Annotated in this window: 13 protein-coding genes; 9 read left to right on the forward strand and 4 right to left on the reverse strand. The window is 65.9% G+C overall.

All coding sequences use genetic code 11. The features are described 5' to 3' along the window. Positions 1 to 118: 118 nt before the first annotated feature. Complete coding sequence (locus VK98_RS01930) at positions 119 to 1,906, reverse strand: ATP-binding protein (protein WP_048412439.1); 1,788 nt, start codon at positions 1,904 to 1,906, stop codon at positions 119 to 121. A gap of 78 nt (positions 1,907 to 1,984) precedes the next feature. Then, positions 1,985 to 3,325: a CDP-diacylglycerol--serine O-phosphatidyltransferase gene (gene pssA, locus VK98_RS01935; protein ID WP_048412440.1), complete on the reverse strand. Its 1,341-nt coding sequence runs from the start codon at positions 3,323 to 3,325 to the stop codon at positions 1,985 to 1,987. A 198-nt stretch (positions 3,326 to 3,523) separates the two neighbouring features. Between pssA and VK98_RS01940 the strand changes: the two genes are divergently transcribed. From VK98_RS01940 to VK98_RS01950, 3 genes are all read left to right on the forward strand, one after another. Further along, entirely contained in the window at positions 3,524 to 4,051 is a 528-nt protein-coding gene (locus VK98_RS01940) for an RNA pyrophosphohydrolase (RefSeq protein WP_019103838.1), read from the forward strand. 107 nt (positions 4,052 to 4,158) lie between these two features. Beyond that, entirely contained in the window at positions 4,159 to 6,123 is a 1,965-nt protein-coding gene (gene parE, locus VK98_RS01945; RefSeq protein WP_048412441.1) for a DNA topoisomerase IV subunit B, read from the forward strand. A 106-nt stretch (positions 6,124 to 6,229) separates the two neighbouring features. Beyond that, on the forward strand, positions 6,230 to 6,946 hold the full coding sequence (locus VK98_RS01950; protein WP_082158717.1) for an ABC transporter substrate-binding protein: 717 nt from the start codon (positions 6,230 to 6,232) through the stop codon (positions 6,944 to 6,946). Between the two features lie 10 nt (positions 6,947 to 6,956). Here the strand turns inward: VK98_RS01950 and VK98_RS01955 are convergent, their stop codons facing one another. Then, positions 6,957 to 7,556, reverse strand: a complete 600-nt coding sequence (locus VK98_RS01955) for a short chain dehydrogenase (protein ID WP_048412443.1) — start codon at positions 7,554 to 7,556, stop codon at positions 6,957 to 6,959. Between the two features lie 106 nt (positions 7,557 to 7,662). Here VK98_RS01955 and VK98_RS01960 point away from each other — a divergent pair, with 106 nt between their 5' ends. From VK98_RS01960 to VK98_RS01975, 4 genes are all read left to right on the forward strand, one after another. Next, positions 7,663 to 8,541 carry a LysR family transcriptional regulator gene (locus VK98_RS01960; protein WP_048412591.1) on the forward strand — a complete coding sequence of 293 codons (879 nt, stop codon included), beginning with the start codon at positions 7,663 to 7,665 and terminating at the stop codon, positions 8,539 to 8,541. Positions 8,542 to 8,636: 95 nt separating this feature from the next. Next, positions 8,637 to 9,194, forward strand: coding sequence for a chromate transporter (locus VK98_RS01965; protein WP_048412444.1), 558 nt, complete (start codon positions 8,637 to 8,639; stop codon positions 9,192 to 9,194). Next, the gene (locus tag VK98_RS01970) at positions 9,191 to 9,706 is read left to right on the forward strand and encodes a chromate transporter (protein ID WP_048412445.1); all 516 of its coding nucleotides are present in this window, start codon (positions 9,191 to 9,193) and stop codon (positions 9,704 to 9,706) included. The genes VK98_RS01965 and VK98_RS01970 overlap by 4 nt, the downstream gene beginning before the upstream one ends. A 42-nt stretch (positions 9,707 to 9,748) precedes the next feature. Further along, on the forward strand, positions 9,749 to 10,594 hold the full coding sequence (locus VK98_RS01975) for an ABC transporter substrate-binding protein (protein WP_053077175.1): 846 nt from the start codon (positions 9,749 to 9,751) through the stop codon (positions 10,592 to 10,594). Here VK98_RS01975 and VK98_RS01980 read toward each other — a convergent pair. After that, positions 10,582 to 11,262 (reverse strand): ATP-binding domain-containing protein, encoded by a 681-nt coding sequence (locus tag VK98_RS01980; RefSeq protein ID WP_048412592.1) that lies wholly within the window; start codon positions 11,260 to 11,262, stop codon positions 10,582 to 10,584. The genes VK98_RS01975 and VK98_RS01980 overlap by 13 nt on opposite strands. A gap of 108 nt (positions 11,263 to 11,370) precedes the next feature. Here VK98_RS01980 and hemE point away from each other — a divergent pair, with 108 nt between their 5' ends. Beyond that, entirely contained in the window at positions 11,371 to 12,438 is a 1,068-nt protein-coding gene (gene hemE / locus VK98_RS01985) for a uroporphyrinogen decarboxylase (protein ID WP_048412447.1), read from the forward strand. A 567-nt stretch (positions 12,439 to 13,005) separates the two neighbouring features. After that, positions 13,006 to 15,180: a primosomal protein N' gene (locus VK98_RS01990; protein WP_048412448.1), complete on the forward strand. Its 2,175-nt coding sequence runs from the start codon at positions 13,006 to 13,008 to the stop codon at positions 15,178 to 15,180.

A 15,180-nucleotide genomic window follows, 5' to 3' on the forward strand; every position in this document is an offset into this window, starting at 1 on the left:
GCCCCATTGCGAAGCCCAGCTCACTCGAGCTGGGCTTTATGCATTGTGCTGGCGCCGGCGCCGGAACAAAGAAGCCTCCCCATGGGAGGCTTTGTTGCGTCTGGCGTTTTCCGGGGGCTCAGCGCTGCTTGGACGGAAAGCTGATGGTGAAGCTCGCGCCTTGGCCGGGCGCGCTGTCCAGCCGGATCTCGCCTTTCAAGATGGTGTGCACGATGTTGTGCACCATGGCCAGTCCCAGGCCCACGCCGCTTCGCCCCATTTGCGTGGTGAAGAAGGGGTCGAACACCTTGTCCTGCAGTTCCGGCGCAATGCCCTTGCCGTCGTCGGAGTAGCTCAGCAGCAACATCTCTTTCTGCGCTTGCAGCCGGATGCCGATGTGGCCGCGATCATGTCCGTCGAAGCCGTGGGCAAGGCTGTTGGCGATCAGATGGGACAGCAGCTGTTCCAAAGCCCCCGGATAATTCTCGATTTGCAGCTCAGGGGGCGCCTCCAGCGTCAGCCGGATGTCCGGATAGTGTTCCGGCGGCAGCAGCGCCTGGGTTAGCTGGGCGATGGTTTGAGCGGGCTTGAACGCGCGTTTGGGCTGGTTGAGCCGGTCGGAGGCGATCAGCTTGAAGCGGCCGATCAGATCGCCGGCCAGTTCGCTGTTTCTTTGCAGCAGTTCGCTGGTTTCGACCGCCTTGCGCAGGAAGTCTTGCAGATTGCCGCGCGAGAGCTGCTTGGCTTCGTCGGCGCGAATGATGGACTTGAGGTCCGCGTGCAATACCGAGGCGCTGAGCAGGATGTTCCCTATCGGCGTGTTCAATTCGTGGGCCATGCCGGCGACCATGCGGGCGAGCGCGGTCTGCTTTTCCGCGATGCTGATTTGCTGCATGGCCTGCTTGAGTTCGGCGGTCCGCTTGGCGACGCGCTCTTCCAGGTGGCTGTTGAGCTGTTGCAGCTCGGATTCCGCCTGTTTGCGCAAGCTGATGTCGGAGTAGGTGCCTATCATGCGCGAAGGCCGTCCCTGCTCGTCGCGGCCCACCACCATGCCGCGGCTCAGCAGCCAGATCCAGCCGTCCCCGGCGCGGAAGCGATGTTCCGAGGTGAACGAGCCTTCCGGCCGCTGCCGGTAGCCGTTGATGCCGGCCTGCACCGCGGGCAGGTCGTCTGGGTGGATGCCGGTGTGCCAGAGCTGGAACGCGCCGCTGTCCCGCTCCTCCAGCCCCAGCAGTTGCCGGCAGCGGGCGGAGAGAAAGACCGCGTCGCCGGCGATGTCCCAGTCCCAGACGCCGTCGCCGGCGCCTTCCAGCGCGAAGTGCCAGCGCTCTTCGCTTTCGCGCAGGGCCTGCAGCGCTTTTTGCTCCCCGGCCCGCAGCGATTCGAACTCTCGTCTCACCCGCTCGGCTTCGTCCGCGCGAAGGATGGCGTCTTCCTGTTCCCTGGCCTTGTCGTGATAGACCTGATGCAGATCGCGTTCGACCATGGCGCGGAATTGGCTGAGCAATTGCTTGTGGGTGGGGCTGTAGGGATTTTCGGCGCTGTCGAGCACGCAGATGGTGCCGAAGATGTCCTGGTTCGGCCAGATCAAGGGCATGCCCAGATAGGAGATCATGCCCAGCTTGATGTCGGGATTGTGATCCCAGTCCGGGTCTTTCAAGGCGTTGGGCACCAGCAGCTCCCTGCGGCTGCTCATCACGGTCTCGCAATACAGGCCGGTGTCGAGGTCGGCCAATTCGTCTTCTTCGTAGGGGTTGCCCGGGCTGTGGCTGGAGAGAAAGACTTTGATGCGGGGCGCCTGCTTTTGCATGATCAGCGCGGCGGGGATGTCGACGATTTTGGCCAGCAGATCCAGCACCTGCTGCCACTTTTCCGACAGCTCGTGGCTGATGCTCAGGTTTTGGGTGTCGATCTTGATGGCCGGCATCGGGGGCTCCATGTTTTGCTAAGCGCATTCATCTTTTTAGCATATGGGCCGATGCCGGCGGGGCGGGCTTTGAATCGTTTACAGCATCAGGTTGAGCATGCGGTCGATGCGCACGCGGCTCAGGCGGGTCAGCAGCTTTTTGATTTGCTCGGGGTAGGTGCGCACGTCTTCCAGTTCGCGGTAATGCAGCAACTGCCGGCTGTGGCGCAGGATGTTTTCCTGTTCCTGCTGGTTCTGATGCTTGAGTTCGGCCTTGGGGTCGCTGATCAGCAGCGCGTTTTCCATGTCCAGTCGGAAGGCGCGCGGATTGAGATTGTTGCCGGTCAGCAGCATGTGGCGCTGATCGCTGAACATGCCTTTGAGGTGGTAGGTGTTGTCGCCGTCTTTCCACTGATGCACGCGCAGCTGGCCGGTGCCGATGTAATGGCGTTGGCGCTTGGCGAAGCGGCGCAAGTTCATCTCGTAGAGATAAGGCAGCGCGCCGATGACGCGGAAGGGCTCGCTGGGCGGAATGTAGAAGTCGTTGGCGGTCTTGTCGCCGACGACGATGTCGATCTGCACGCCGCGGCGCAGCGCCTTGCTGATGGCGAGCACCACCGGCCGTGGGAAGTTGAAGTAGGGGGTGCAGACGAACAGCGAGCTGCGGGTGTTCGCAATCAGTTCCAGAATCACCCGGTTGAGCGCGTTGCCCTTGCCGATGCCGACGATGGGACTGACCGCCAGCCCGTCTTCCGCGCCGGCCTGGTTTTCAATCCGGTAGTGGCTATGGCTGAGCTTGTCGCGGAAGGCGCGGATTTCCTTGCGTATGCTGCGAGTGGCCGGCGCCGGCTTGTCCAGTCGGAATACCGCGGGGTCGTTGAAGAACTGCTCGTGCATATAGTCGGCCATCGTGTCCGCCAGCGCCTGGTTGCGGATCAGGTGATAGCGGTCGAAACGGTATTTGTCCAACTTGTGCAGGTAGACGTTGTTGATGCTGGCGCCGCTGTACAGCACCTGGTCGTCAACGATCAGTCCTTTGAGATGCAGCACGCCGAACAGCTCGCGGGTTTGCACCGGGATGCCGTAGATGGGCACGTCAACGCTGTGCCGCAGCGCCTGGGCCCGATACCAGGCGGCGTTGCAGCTGTCCTGGCTTTCGCCGATGCGCCCGCGCTGGGCGCGATGCCAGTCCACCATGACGCGGATGTCCAGCTGCGGCTGGCGTTGCTTGGCGGCGAACAGCGCGTCCAGCACTTCCTGGCCGGCCTCGTCGTGCTCCAGATAGAGCGCGGCGATATAGATGCGGTGCCGGGCCTGCGCGATCGCCTCCAGCAGGCAAAGGCGGTAGTCGGCGGTCTGGTGCAGGGTGGTGATGGCGTCGGCTTGCATGCGCAGCTTGGGAAGCTGAGCCAGCAACGATCTTTTTAGCAGAAATGCCATGTAAGCGTTGGGTTTGACGTTTAATCGTGGAATCGTAGCATCGTTTTCGCCTCTTGGGGGAGTCCGCGCCTGCGCAATCCTTGCGCCAGCGCAGTTCCGGACGAAGTCAGGCCTTTGCGAGGTCGGCGATAGAGTCCATGGCAAGGCGGGGCGAAATGTGCAAAAATTCGTTCAACTAGATGAATTGCAGGTTTTCCAATGCTGGACCGGGACGGATACCGCCCCAATGTCGGAATCATCCTCATCAACGGCAAAAATGAGGTGTTCTGGGGCAAGCGAGTGCGAGAGCATTCCTGGCAGTTTCCGCAAGGCGGGATCAAGCCGGGGGAGAGTCCGGAAGCCGCGATGTATCGCGAGCTGCTGGAAGAGGTGGGTTTGCTGCCGCAACACGTGAAGATACTGGGACGCACCCGCGACTGGATGCGTTACGAGGTGCCGACCAACTGGGTGCGCCGGGAGTGGCGCGGCAGTTACAAGGGGCAGAAGCAGATTTGGTTTCTGCTGAAGCTGGTGGGGCGCGAGTGCGATGTATGCCTGCGCGCCAGCAGCCACCCCGAGTTCGACGGTTGGCGCTGGAACGAGTACTGGGCGCCGGTGGACGCGGTGATCGAGTTCAAGCGCGAGGTGTACGAGCGCGCGCTGGCCGAGCTGTCGCGTTTCCTGCGCGGAGTGGAAAGCCGGGAGGCCTATCTGGCCCGGCTTGGCCGCGCTCAGGAGCCGCATTGACGCGGCCGCCCTCGAAGCGACACGGCGGGCCTGGCCCGCTGTCTTTTTTTGCGCCGCGGCCGTTGCCGCGGCGTTTGGCGTAATTTGCTGAGCAACAAGATTCAAACATGACGCAACAATACGATGAGTCGTCGGTACGGGTGCTGAAAGGCTTGGAACCGGTCAAGGAACGGCCGGGGATGTATACCCGCACCACCGATCCCACCCATATCTGCCAGGAAGTGATAGACAACGCCGCGGACGAGGCCTTGGGCGGCTACGCGCGCAAGATCGCGGTGACGGTGCATCAGGACGGCTCCCTGTCGGTGGACGACGACGGTCGCGGCATTCCGGTGGGCCTGCATCCGCAGGAAGGCGTGCCGGTGGTGGAACTGGTGTTCACCCGCTTGCACGCCGGCGGCAAGTTCAACAAGAAGGACGGCGGCGCCTATGCCTTCTCCGGCGGCTTGCACGGCGTCGGCGTATCGGTGACCAATGCGCTGTCCACCCGGCTGGAGGTGGAGGTCAAGCGCGAGGGCGGCGTGCACCGCCTGGTGTTCTCCGGCGGCGACGTGATCGAGCCGCTGGCTCGGGTGGCGGACTGCGGCCCGCGCACCAGCGGCACCCGGGTTCGGGTGTGGCCGGACGGCAAGTATTTTGAAAGCCCGCGCTACTCCCTGCCGGAACTGGAGCGCCTGTTGCGCGCCAAGGCGGTGCTGCTGCCCGGCGTGGCGGTCACCCTGGTGGTGGAGCGCCCCAGCGGCGACGAGGTCAAGGTCTGGCAGTATCCGGAGGGCTTGAAGAGCTATCTGGCCGAACTGTGCAACGGCGACGAGCCGGTGGCGCCCTTGTTCGCCGGAGAGGCGTACATCGGCGACGATCACGAGCAGTTCGCCAAGGGCGAGGGCGCGCAGTGGGCGATGGCCTGGTTCGAGGACGGCGCCAGCGGCGAGAGCTACGTCAACCTGATCCCGACGCCGGTGGGCGGCACCCATGAAGCCGGCTTGCGCGCCGGCGTGTTCGACGCGGTGAAGAGCTTCATCGACCACCACAATCTGCTGCCGCGCGGCGTCAAGCTGATGGCGGAGGACGTGTGGAGCCGCGTGCGCTTCGTATTGTCCGCCCGCGTGCTGGACCCGCAGTTTCAGGGGCAGACCAAGGACAAGCTGACCAGCCGCGACGCCTTGAAGCTGATTTCCGGCTTGGCGCGCGATCCGGTGGAGCTGTGGCTGAACCAGAACGTGGAGTCCGGCAAGAAGATCGCCGAGCTGGCCATCCGCCAGGCGCAGTCGCGCCTGAAGTCGGTGAAGAAGGTGGAAAAGAAAAAAGGCTCCGGCGTGGCGGTGCTGCCCGGCAAGCTGACCGATTGCGAGAGCGAGGACATCGAGCGCAACGAGCTGTTCCTGGTGGAGGGCGACTCCGCCGGCGGCTCCGCCAAGCTGGCGCGCGACAAGGAATACCAGGCCATCCTGCCCCTGCGCGGCAAGGTGCTCAACAGCTGGGAAACCGACAAGGACCAGCTATTCTCCAACGCCGAGATCCACGACATCTCGGTGGCCATCGGCGTGGATCCGCATGGCCCGAGCGATCACCCGGACTTGTCCGGCCAGCGCTACGGCAAGATCGCCATTCTGTCCGACGCCGACGTGGACGGCTCCCACATCCAGGTGCTGTTGCTGACGCTGTTCTTCCGCCATTTCCCGCGCTTGATCGAGAACGGCAACATCTACGTGGCTCAGCCGCCGCTGTTCCGCGTGGACGTGCCGGGCCAGGGCAAGCACCGTCCGCCGCGCAAGCTCTATGCTCTGGACGAGGGCGAGATGACCGCCATCCTGGACCGGTTGCGCAGCGAAGGCGTGCGCGAGAACGCCTGGAGCATTTCCCGCTTCAAGGGCCTGGGCGAGATGAACCCGGAGCAGTTGAAGGACACCACGATGAATCCGGACACTCGCCGGCTGTCGCAGGTGCGCGTGCGCGTCGGCGAACTGGAGCAGACGCTGTCCACCTTCGTCATGCTGATGGGCAAGGGCGAGGCGTCCAGCCGCCGCAGCTGGATGGAGGCCAACGGCAACGCGGTCGAAGCCGACATCTGAGCGCCTCGCTGCCGTTGAGAAATAAACGCCCCCGCGGGTTTGATCCGCGGGGGCGTTTGCATGTCCGGCTATAGTAAGGCTAGGCATCACAACAGGGGCGGCGGACATGGCCAAGCGATGGCGGGGACTGTTGGCGGGGTGGTTGGCCTTGCCCGCGCTGGCGGCCAGTTATCACTCCTCCAGTCAGGACATCGGTCCCTGGGGCGACGGGGCGAGCCAGGACGGCCTGGCGCCGCGTTTCATCCGTTTCGTGGCGCAGCAGGCGGGGCTGACGCTGAGCCAGGATGTCCGGCCCCTGCCGCGCGCGATCGAGGAGTTGAAGCGCGGGCACAACGCCTTGGCCCTGGTGACCGCCTCGCCGGAGCGCGCGCGCTTCGCCGTGGAGCTGTGCCGGCCGGTGTCTATCCGCATCTCTGTGCTCTACCATCGCCGCGGCCTGGTGTCGCCCGTTGACCTCCCGTGGTTCCGCCTGCGCAGCCTGGGCGTGTTGCGCGGCACCCATACCCTGGACGGTTTCATCGCCCAAAGCGGCGCGACGCCGGTGGAGGTGTCGGACATGCCGCAGGGCTTTCGCATGCTGCAAGCCGGCAGGCTGGACGCGATGATGTGCGTGCGTCCCGGTTGCGGGCACGCGTTGAGGCAGATGGGAGGCGGCCTGCCCAATCTGGCCGAGTATGCGCATGGCGACGAGCCGATGGCGCTCTACGTGTCCAAACGCAGCGAGCTGGCGCGCGACGCCGTCATGCTGGGCAAATTGAAGGCCGCCTGCCTGTCCGCCGCCGGCAAGCGCGAAATGGCCGACTTGCTGGCGATTTACGATTGAGGCGGCGGGCTCACCAGACGCGCAGCGTCTGACCGGTCTGCACGCCGTCCACGCTGCGCACATAGGCCAGCGCCGCGCGCGCCGCCGGCACCGCCTCGAAGCCGGGGAAGAAGTCCCGGTATTGCTCCCAGGACTCCTGCAACACGTTGGGGCTGACCACATTGATGCGGCGGCCGTCGCTCAACTCCACCGCCGCGCCGCGCACAAAGCCTTCCAGAGCCGAGTTCACCGCGCTGGCGTTGCTGCCGAAGCGGATGGGCTGCTCGCTGACGATGCCGCTGGTCAGCGTGATGGAGCCGCCGGCGTTCAGATAATGCTGACCGATCAGCGCCAATTCCACCTGGCCCATCAGCTTGTCCTTGAGGCCGACGCGGAATTGCTCGGCGCTCATCTCCGCCAGGGGGCCGAAGTGCAGCTTGCCGGCGGCGCTGACGATGGCGTCCACCTTGCCGACGCGTTCGAACAGCGCGCGGATGCTGTCGCCGTCGGTCAGGTCCACCAGCACATCGCCGCGGCGGCTGCCGGCCTTGATCACTTGATGATGGGACAGCGCCTGGCTGACGGCTTGGCCCAGCGTGCCGTGGGCGCCGACGATGAGGATTTTTTTCATGGGGAGTCTCCCTGATAAGTACAAGATGCGCTCATTCTGCGCCGGTACGGCGGATGGATTAATCCGCTAAGATGAACAAGATTGAAAACCACGGGTTATGAATGGCATGGATCGCCTATTGAGCATGGAGCTGTTCGTGGCGGTGGTGGAGCGCGGCAGCTTCACCGCGGCGGCGGAGGCGCACGGCTTGTCCCAGCCCATGGTGGGCAAGCATATCGCCAGCCTGGAGCGCCGGCTGGGCGGCAGGCTGCTGGCGCGCACCACGCGTCGTCAGCAACTGACCGAATTGGGCTCGCATTATTTCCAGCGCTGCCAGTCCATCCTGGCGGAAATCCGCGCGGCGGAAAGCGGGGCGGAGTTGATGAGCGGCGCGCCGCGCGGCGTGCTGCGCGTCAACGCCTCGGTGACCTTCGGCTCCTTGCGGCTGGCCGGCCTGCTGGCCGAGTTCATGCGGGCGTATCCGGACATCACCGTGGACCTGACCTTGTCCGACGACCTGGTCGACCTGGTGGCCGACGGCTACGACGCCGCCTTCCGCATCGGCCGGCTGCCGGATTCCGGCCTGGTGGCCCGGCCCTTGCAGCCTTACCGGATGATGGTGGCGGCGGCGCCGGCCTATCTGGCGCGCAAGGGCGTGCCGCGCGCGCCGGCGGAGCTGGCCGCGCATGACTGCCTGGGCTTTTCGCTGTGGCGCAAGGACGACGGCTGGGAACTGCTGGGCGCCGGCGAGTGGGCGCGCGCCAGCCGCTTCCAGTCCAATCACGGCCAGGCGCTGCGCATGGTGGCGCTGGCCGGCGGCGGCATCGTGCTGCAGGCCGAGGCGCTGCTGGGCGACGACGTGGCCGCCGGCCGGCTGGTGGAACTGCTGCCGGGCTGTTTGCCGCCGCCCAAGCCCATGCATTTGATTTATCTGCCGGATCGCCAGCCCTTGCCCAAGCTGCGAGTGTTCATAGACTTCATCGTGGAGCGCCTGGGCGCGCTGTGAGTTTTATTGACAGGGGCTGTCAGCGATTTTCGTTTGAGCTGCGGCGCGCATCGGCGTAGCGTGGACGCATCGATGATTTGGCGAGAGGAACGGGCATGGAGCCGGATTTGCGGGCGCCCAGCCGGCGCGATTTGTTCACCGGCTTTTTCGCTATCGGCCTGACCGGTTTCGGCGGCGTGTTGCCGCAGGCGCATCGGATGATGGTGCTGCGCCGCCGCTGGCTGAGCGAGGCCGACTTCGCCGTGGTGCTGGGCCTGGGCCAAGTGCTGCCGGGGCCCAATATCGTCAATGTCGCGGTGGCGGTGGGCAGCCGCTTCCACGGCGCGAGCGGGGCCTTGGCCGCCGTCGCCGGCCTGTTGCTGGCGCCCATGGTCATCGTGCTGCTGCTGGCCTCCTTCTACGGCCATTACCGGCAACTGCCGCTGGTGCAGAACGTGCTGCACGGGCTGGCCTCCGCCGCCGCCGGCCTGATCGCGGCGATGGGACTGCGCTTGCTGGCGCGCATCGAGCGCAAGCCTTGGTGCGTCTTGGTGGCGGCGCTGACCTTCTGCGCGCTGGGCGTCTTGCAACTGCCCTTGCTGTGGTCGCTGGCGCTGCTGGCGCCCGTCGCCGTCGGGCTGGCCTGGCGCGACCGGCCTAAGGAGGGCGCATGATTCTGCTGACGCTGCTGTGGCAGTTCTCGCTGTTGTCGCTGGTGGCGGTGGGCGGCGCCAATGTGCTGATTCCCGAGTTGCAGCGGCTGGTGTTGGAACAGGGCTGGATGAGCGGGCGCGAGTTCGCCGCGCTGTTCGCCATCGCCCAGGCCGCGCCCGGCCCCAATGTGCTGGTGGTCAGCCTGATAGGCTGGCAGGTGGCGGGGGTGCCGGGCGCGTTGGTCAGCATGCTGGGGATTTGCGGCCCGTCTTCGGTGCTGAGCTTCTACGTGGCGCGCTGGTGGCAGCGTTACCAGCGGGCGCCGCTGACCCTGGCGCTCCAGCGCGGCCTGGCGCCGCTGACCATAGGCCTGGTGGCCGCCAGCGCCTGGCTGTTGAGCCTGGCGGCCAACGCCGACGCGGGGGCCTGGCTCTTGTGCGGCGCGGTGGCGCTGACCGCGTGGCGCAGCGCGCTCAACCCCTTGTGGTTATTGTCGGCCGGCGCTTTGCTGGGCGGTTTGGGCTTGCTCTAAGCAGAAGCCATAATGAACAGGGCTTTCTCGGGAGGGCGCGCGTTGACGCGAATCTTGATGCTGCTGTTGTGCGTTCTGGCCTTGCCGGCGCAGGGGCAAACCTTGTCGATCCGCTATGCGCTGGTGTCCGGAGAGCAGGACCCGCACCTGCCTTATATGCAGGCTTTGCTGCAGCTGGCCTGCAGCGAGGCCGGGCTCAGTTGCGAATTGAGCAGCGCGCTGGACATGAACCAGGGGCGGGCGCTGGAGCAGATGGCGCACGGCGACGCCGGCGTGGACCTGTTCTGGGGCATGAGCAGCCGCGAACGCGAACTCAAGGCGCTGCCGGTGCGCATTCCCTTGTACAAGGGCTTGATCGGCTGGCGCGTGCCGCTGGTGTCGCAAAAGCGCGGCCGCTTGTTCGAGAAGGTGTTCACGCTGGCGGATCTGAAGGCGCTGAGCGCCGGCCAGGGGCAGGATTGGCCGGATACGCAGATTCTGCGCGGCGCCGGCTTGCCGGTGGTGGCCAGCCCCTTGTATTTGCCGCTGTTCGCCATGCTGCGGCAGGGGCGCTTCGATTATTTCCCGCGCAGCGTGATCGAGGTGGACCAGGAACTGGAGTCCGAGGCCGCCAAAGGCCTGACGCTGGACCCTTACATCGTGCTGCACTATCCGGCGGCCTTTTATTTCTTCGTGTCGCCGCGCCGGCCGGAGCTGGCCAGGGCGCTGACCCAGGGCCTGGAGGCCGCGATCAAGGACGGCAGCTTCGACAAGCTGTTCCTGCGCTTCAACGGCCCGCGCTTGCGCGCCTTGAACCTGGCGCGGCGGCGCATCATCGAACTGCCCAATCCCTTGCTGCCTAAGGATACGCCGCTGCAGCGCAAGGAGCTGTGGTTCTACCCGCGCTGAGGGTCAGGCGGCAGCAGGTCGGTGAACACGAAGCCGTCCCGCTCCACCGTTTCGCCCACCGCGTGCGGCACCGGATGCAGGAACATCGGCCCGTCCCAGGCGAAGGAATGGAACTCGCCGTATTCGCCGCAGGGGTCGGCGTCCGGCGGCAAGGCGTCCAGCAAGTCCTGGCCGAATTCGCTGCCGGCCAGGCCGCGCGGCAGCTTGCGCGGGTCCAGGCAGGTCAGTCTGGCCTTGAGCCCGCTGCGCAGCATGGTCTGCGCCAACTCGGCGGTGGGCAGGCCCCACAGCGGGAACAGCGGCTCTATGCCGCTGCCGGCCAGGTTCCGCTCGCGGTAGGCGCGCACATCCTCCAGGAATAGATCGCCAAAGGCCATGTGGCTGACGCCGTCGGCGCGGCAGGCGCCGACGAAGTCCGCCATCCGGCCGGCGTAATCCTCGTTGCTGCAAGGGTAGGGGATGGCCACCTGACGCAGCGGCAGCCCCAGCGCCGCGGCCTGCGCCTGCAGCAACTCCACCCGCACCGCGTGCATGGCCACGCGCTGGAAAGCCTGGTTGACGGTGGTGAACAGTCCGACGACTTCGACGTCGGGATCCCGGCGCAGCACATGCAGCGCCCAGGCGCTGTCCTTGCCGCTGCTCCAGGACAAGAGAACGGTTTTCTTCATGGCGCACAGCTTAGCCGCGCGGAGGCGCGCCGCCAAGCGGGGGGACTGAGCCGGGGGACTCGGGTATAATGACGCTCTATTTTTTCGCCTTTCAGGACTGATTGCCGCATGACCCAGCTCAAGAACGATACCTTCCTGCGCGCGCTGCTTGGCCAGCCCGTCGAATACACCCCGATCTGGATGATGCGCCAGGCCGGCCGCTATTTGCCGGAGTACCGCGCCACTCGCAGCCGGGCCGGCAGCTTCATGGGTTTGTGCACCAGTCCCGATTACGCCACCGAGGTGACGCTGCAGCCGCTGGAGCGTTTCCCGCTGGACGCCGCCATCCTGTTCTCCGACATCCTGACCGTGCCGGACGCCATGGGCCTGGGCCTGTACTTCGCCGAAGGCGAGGGCCCCAAGTTCGAGCGCCCGCTGCGCGACGAAGCCGCCGTCCGCGCGCTGACGGTGCCGGCTCTGGACAAGCTGAGCTATGTCTTCGACGCCGTGTCCAGCATCCGCAAGGCGCTGGACGGCCGCGTGCCGCTGATCGGCTTCTCCGGCAGCCCGTTCACCCTGGCCTGCTACATGATAGAAGGCGGCGGCTCCGACGACTTCCGCCATGTCAAAGCCATGCTCTACAGCCGGCCGGAACTGCTGCACCACATTCTGGACGTCAACGCCCGCACGGTGATCGACTACCTGAACGCCCAGATCGACGCCGGCGCGCAGGCGGTGCAGATCTTCGACACCTGGGGCGGCGCGCTGACCCAGGCGGCCTACCGCGAGTTCTCGCTGGCCTATATGCGCCAGATCGTCGCCGGCCTGAAGCGCGAGGCCGACGGCCGCCGCGTGCCGGTGATCGTGTTCACCAAGGGCGGCGGACAGTGGCTGGAGGAGATCGCCGCCATCGGCGCCGACTGCGTGGGCCTGGACTGGACCACGGACCTGGGCGCCGCGCGCGCGCGGGTGGGCGGCAAGGTGGCCTTGCAGGGCAACTTCGATCCCAACGCGCTGTTCGCCGAGCCGGCCGCCATCGAACGCGAAGTGGCCCGCATCCTGGCCAGCTACGGCGCGGGCAGCGGCCATGTCTTTAATCTGGGCCACGGCATCTCGCAGCACGTCAAGCCGGAGCACGCCGGAGCCTTGGTGGAAGCGGTGCATCGCTTGTCCCGTCCTTATCACGCCCAGGGCTGAAAAGCCGGATTAAACGCCGTTGGCATGTTTTTGCCGCTCCGGCGGAGTTGTCCGCGGCGGACGCACCAAGTTGGCGCGGTCCGGCGGGCATTAAAGCCGGCTTTATCAGTGTCTAAATCCGGCATCAAGCCGCTGTTAGCGCGGCCCGCGGAAAAGGATTTGTTTTTTCAACAGAAAATTTAACTTTTCCCCTGACGCCGTTCGCGCGCCGTCGGGGTATCCTTACCCGTCCGGCCAATGGCTCTCCTGCGGCCGGATTGTATTTTTGCACTGTGATGAATAAGGATATTGACAAGGCGAACCATAGTCGTTCTCTGAGTTATGCACATTTGCTAGTCAGAGTTCAGGTCCTTGTCAAGCCGATTGCTCATGTTTTTTTGATCAATTTAAGCCTTTGAAAATAAAGAGAAAAATAATTGATTAATTTTTGCGCAATCTAACGGAAATGTTGATCTGGGGCCGTTTCGACCTCTAGGCGACAGCTTGTTCACAAAGTTATCCACAGCATCTGTGCACAGTGGCCGCAAAGCCTTGTCACAACAGCATTTGTCTTCGGGGGCGCGCCGGATGGGGCAGCAAAGCATCGTGCAAGTGGCCGTGGACGTGCCGCTGCCAGGTACGTTCAGTTACCTGACCCAGTTGTCTGTCATGGCCGGGCAAAGAGTGGCGGTTTCCTTCGGGCCGCGCCGGCTGTGTGGCGTGGTTGTCACGGATATACCTCAGCAGGGTATCGATCCGGCCAAGCTCAAGCCGGTGGAGTCCGTGCTGTCCGGCCTGCCGCCGCTGCCGGAAGATTTCATGGCCCTGGTCCGTTTCGCCGCCGATTACTACCACCATCCGCTGGGACAGGCGCTGTTCACCGCCTTGCCCACCGGCCTGCGCGAGCCCCGGGACATCGTCTTGCCGGATGAACGCCCGTACGCGCTGACCCCGCAGGGCGAGGCGGAAGCGCCGCCGGCGCGCCAGCGCGCCCGGCTGGCGTTGTGGCAGGCGCTGCAGGACGGCGCGTTGACGCTGGCCGCCGCCAAGGCGGTGACGCCGCAGGCGGGCAAGGTGCTGGCGGATTGGCTGGCGGAAGACAAGGTGCGCCGCGTGGCGCCGGAGCCCGTCCCTTTGCGGGTGGCGGACAGCCCTGAACTGAACGACGAGCAGCAGGCCGCGCTGGACGCCTTGCGCGGCCAGGCCGGCTACCAGCCCTGGCTGCTGCACGGCATTACCGGCAGCGGCAAGACCGAAGTCTATCTGCGGCTGATCGCCGATCATCTGGCCGCCGGCCGCCAGGCGCTGGTGCTGGTGCCGGAAATCAATCTGACCCCGCAGCTGATCACGCGCTTCACCCAGCGCTTTCCGGACAGCCGCATCGCGGTGCAGCACAGCCATCTGGCCGACGGCGAGCGCCTGAGGGGCTGGCTGGACGGCTGGCAGGGGCGCGCCGACGTGATGATAGGCACCCGGCTGTCGGTGTTCACGCCGCTGCCGCGCCTGGGCCTGATCGTGGTGGACGAAGAGCACGACGGCTCCTTCAAGCAGCAAGACGGCTTGCGCTACCATGCGCGCGATCTGGCGATCTGGCGCGCGCGCCAGGCCGGCGTGCCCATTGTGCTGGGCTCGGCCACGCCCAGCCTGGAGACCATGGCCAATGTCGAGGCCGGTCGTTACCGCCGGCTGTCCCTGAGCCGGCGAGCGCACGGCGCGGCGCGGCTGCCGGATGTGAGGCTGGTCGACGTGCGGCGGCAAAAGCTGGCCGAAGGCCTGTCCGAACCGGTGATCCAGGCGCTGCGCCAGCGGCTGGCGCGCGGCGAGATGAGCCTGGTGTTCATCAACCGCCGCGGCTTCGCGCCGGTGGTGGCCTGCACCGATTGCGGCTGGACCAGCGGCTGCCCGCGCTGCTCCGCCAAGCTGGTGGTCCATCTGCTGGAGCGCAAGCTGCGCTGCCACCATTGCGGCTGGGAAGAGGCGGTGCCGCGCGCCTGCCCGGATTGCGGCAACCCCGACATCAAACCGCTGGGCGAAGGCACTCAGCGGCTGGAGTCCGCGCTGACGCGCTTGTTCCCCGAGGCGCGCATCCTGCGCATAGACCGCGACACCACCAGCCGCAAGGAAGCCTGGGACGAGATCTACCGCAAGGTGCACGCCGGCGAAGTGGACATGCTGGTGGGCACCCAGATGCTGGCCAAGGGCCACGACTTTGGCACCCTGTCGCTGGTGGTGGCGCTGGGCGCGGACGGCGGCCTGTATTCCGCCGATTTTCGCGCCTCCGAGCGCCTGTTCGCGCAGCTGATGCAAGTGGCCGGCCGCGCCGGCCGCGCCGAGGCCGCCGGCGAGGTGCTAATCCAGACCCAGTGGCCGGATCATGAGCTATACCAAGCGCTGACGCGCCACGATTTCGACGGCTACGCCAAGGCCCTGCTGGACGAGCGGCGCATCGCCGGCTTCCCGCCCTGCGCCTACCAGGCGCTGCTGCGCGCCGACAGCCCCAGCCTGGAACTGGCCACCGCCTTCCTGGCCGAAGTGCGGCGGCTGGCCGAGCCGCTGGCGGCGCAGGTGCTGATCGCCGGCCCGGCGCCGGCGCTGATGGCGCGCTTGGCCAACCGCGAACGCGCCCAGTTGGTGCTGGAAGCGCCGCAAAGGCAGGCGCTGCACGGATTTTTGAATCAATGGCTGCCGCAGGTGGAAGCGGCGGCCAAACGCCATGGACGCGGCCTGCGCTGGTCGCTGGACGTGGACCCACAGGACATGTGA

Source organism: Chromobacterium sp. LK11 (assembly GCF_001043705.1).
Classification (GTDB): Bacteria; Pseudomonadota; Gammaproteobacteria; order Burkholderiales; family Chromobacteriaceae; genus Chromobacterium; species Chromobacterium alkanivorans.

Excerpts from the sequence above, each read along its gene's own strand:
- VK98_RS01930 (WP_048412439.1), bottom strand. The coding sequence starts at position 1,906 with ATGCCGGCCATCAAGATCGACACCCAAAACCTGAGCATCAGCCACGAG.
- pssA (WP_048412440.1), bottom strand. The coding sequence starts at position 3,325 with ATGGCATTTCTGCTAAAAAGATCGTTGCTGGCTCAGCTTCCCAAGCTG.
- VK98_RS01940 (WP_019103838.1), top strand. The coding sequence starts at position 3,524 with ATGCTGGACCGGGACGGATACCGCCCCAATGTCGGAATCATCCTCATC.
- parE (WP_048412441.1), top strand. The coding sequence starts at position 4,159 with ATGACGCAACAATACGATGAGTCGTCGGTACGGGTGCTGAAAGGCTTG.
- VK98_RS01950 (WP_082158717.1), top strand. The coding sequence starts at position 6,230 with ATGGCCAAGCGATGGCGGGGACTGTTGGCGGGGTGGTTGGCCTTGCCC.
- VK98_RS01955 (WP_048412443.1), bottom strand. The coding sequence starts at position 7,556 with ATGAAAAAAATCCTCATCGTCGGCGCCCACGGCACGCTGGGCCAAGCC.
- VK98_RS01960 (WP_048412591.1), top strand. The coding sequence starts at position 7,663 with ATGGATCGCCTATTGAGCATGGAGCTGTTCGTGGCGGTGGTGGAGCGC.
- VK98_RS01965 (WP_048412444.1), top strand. The coding sequence starts at position 8,637 with ATGGAGCCGGATTTGCGGGCGCCCAGCCGGCGCGATTTGTTCACCGGC.
- VK98_RS01970 (WP_048412445.1), top strand. The coding sequence starts at position 9,191 with ATGATTCTGCTGACGCTGCTGTGGCAGTTCTCGCTGTTGTCGCTGGTG.
- VK98_RS01980 (WP_048412592.1), bottom strand. The coding sequence starts at position 11,262 with ATGAAGAAAACCGTTCTCTTGTCCTGGAGCAGCGGCAAGGACAGCGCC.
- hemE (WP_048412447.1), top strand. The coding sequence starts at position 11,371 with ATGACCCAGCTCAAGAACGATACCTTCCTGCGCGCGCTGCTTGGCCAG.
- VK98_RS01990 (WP_048412448.1), top strand. The coding sequence starts at position 13,006 with ATGGGGCAGCAAAGCATCGTGCAAGTGGCCGTGGACGTGCCGCTGCCA.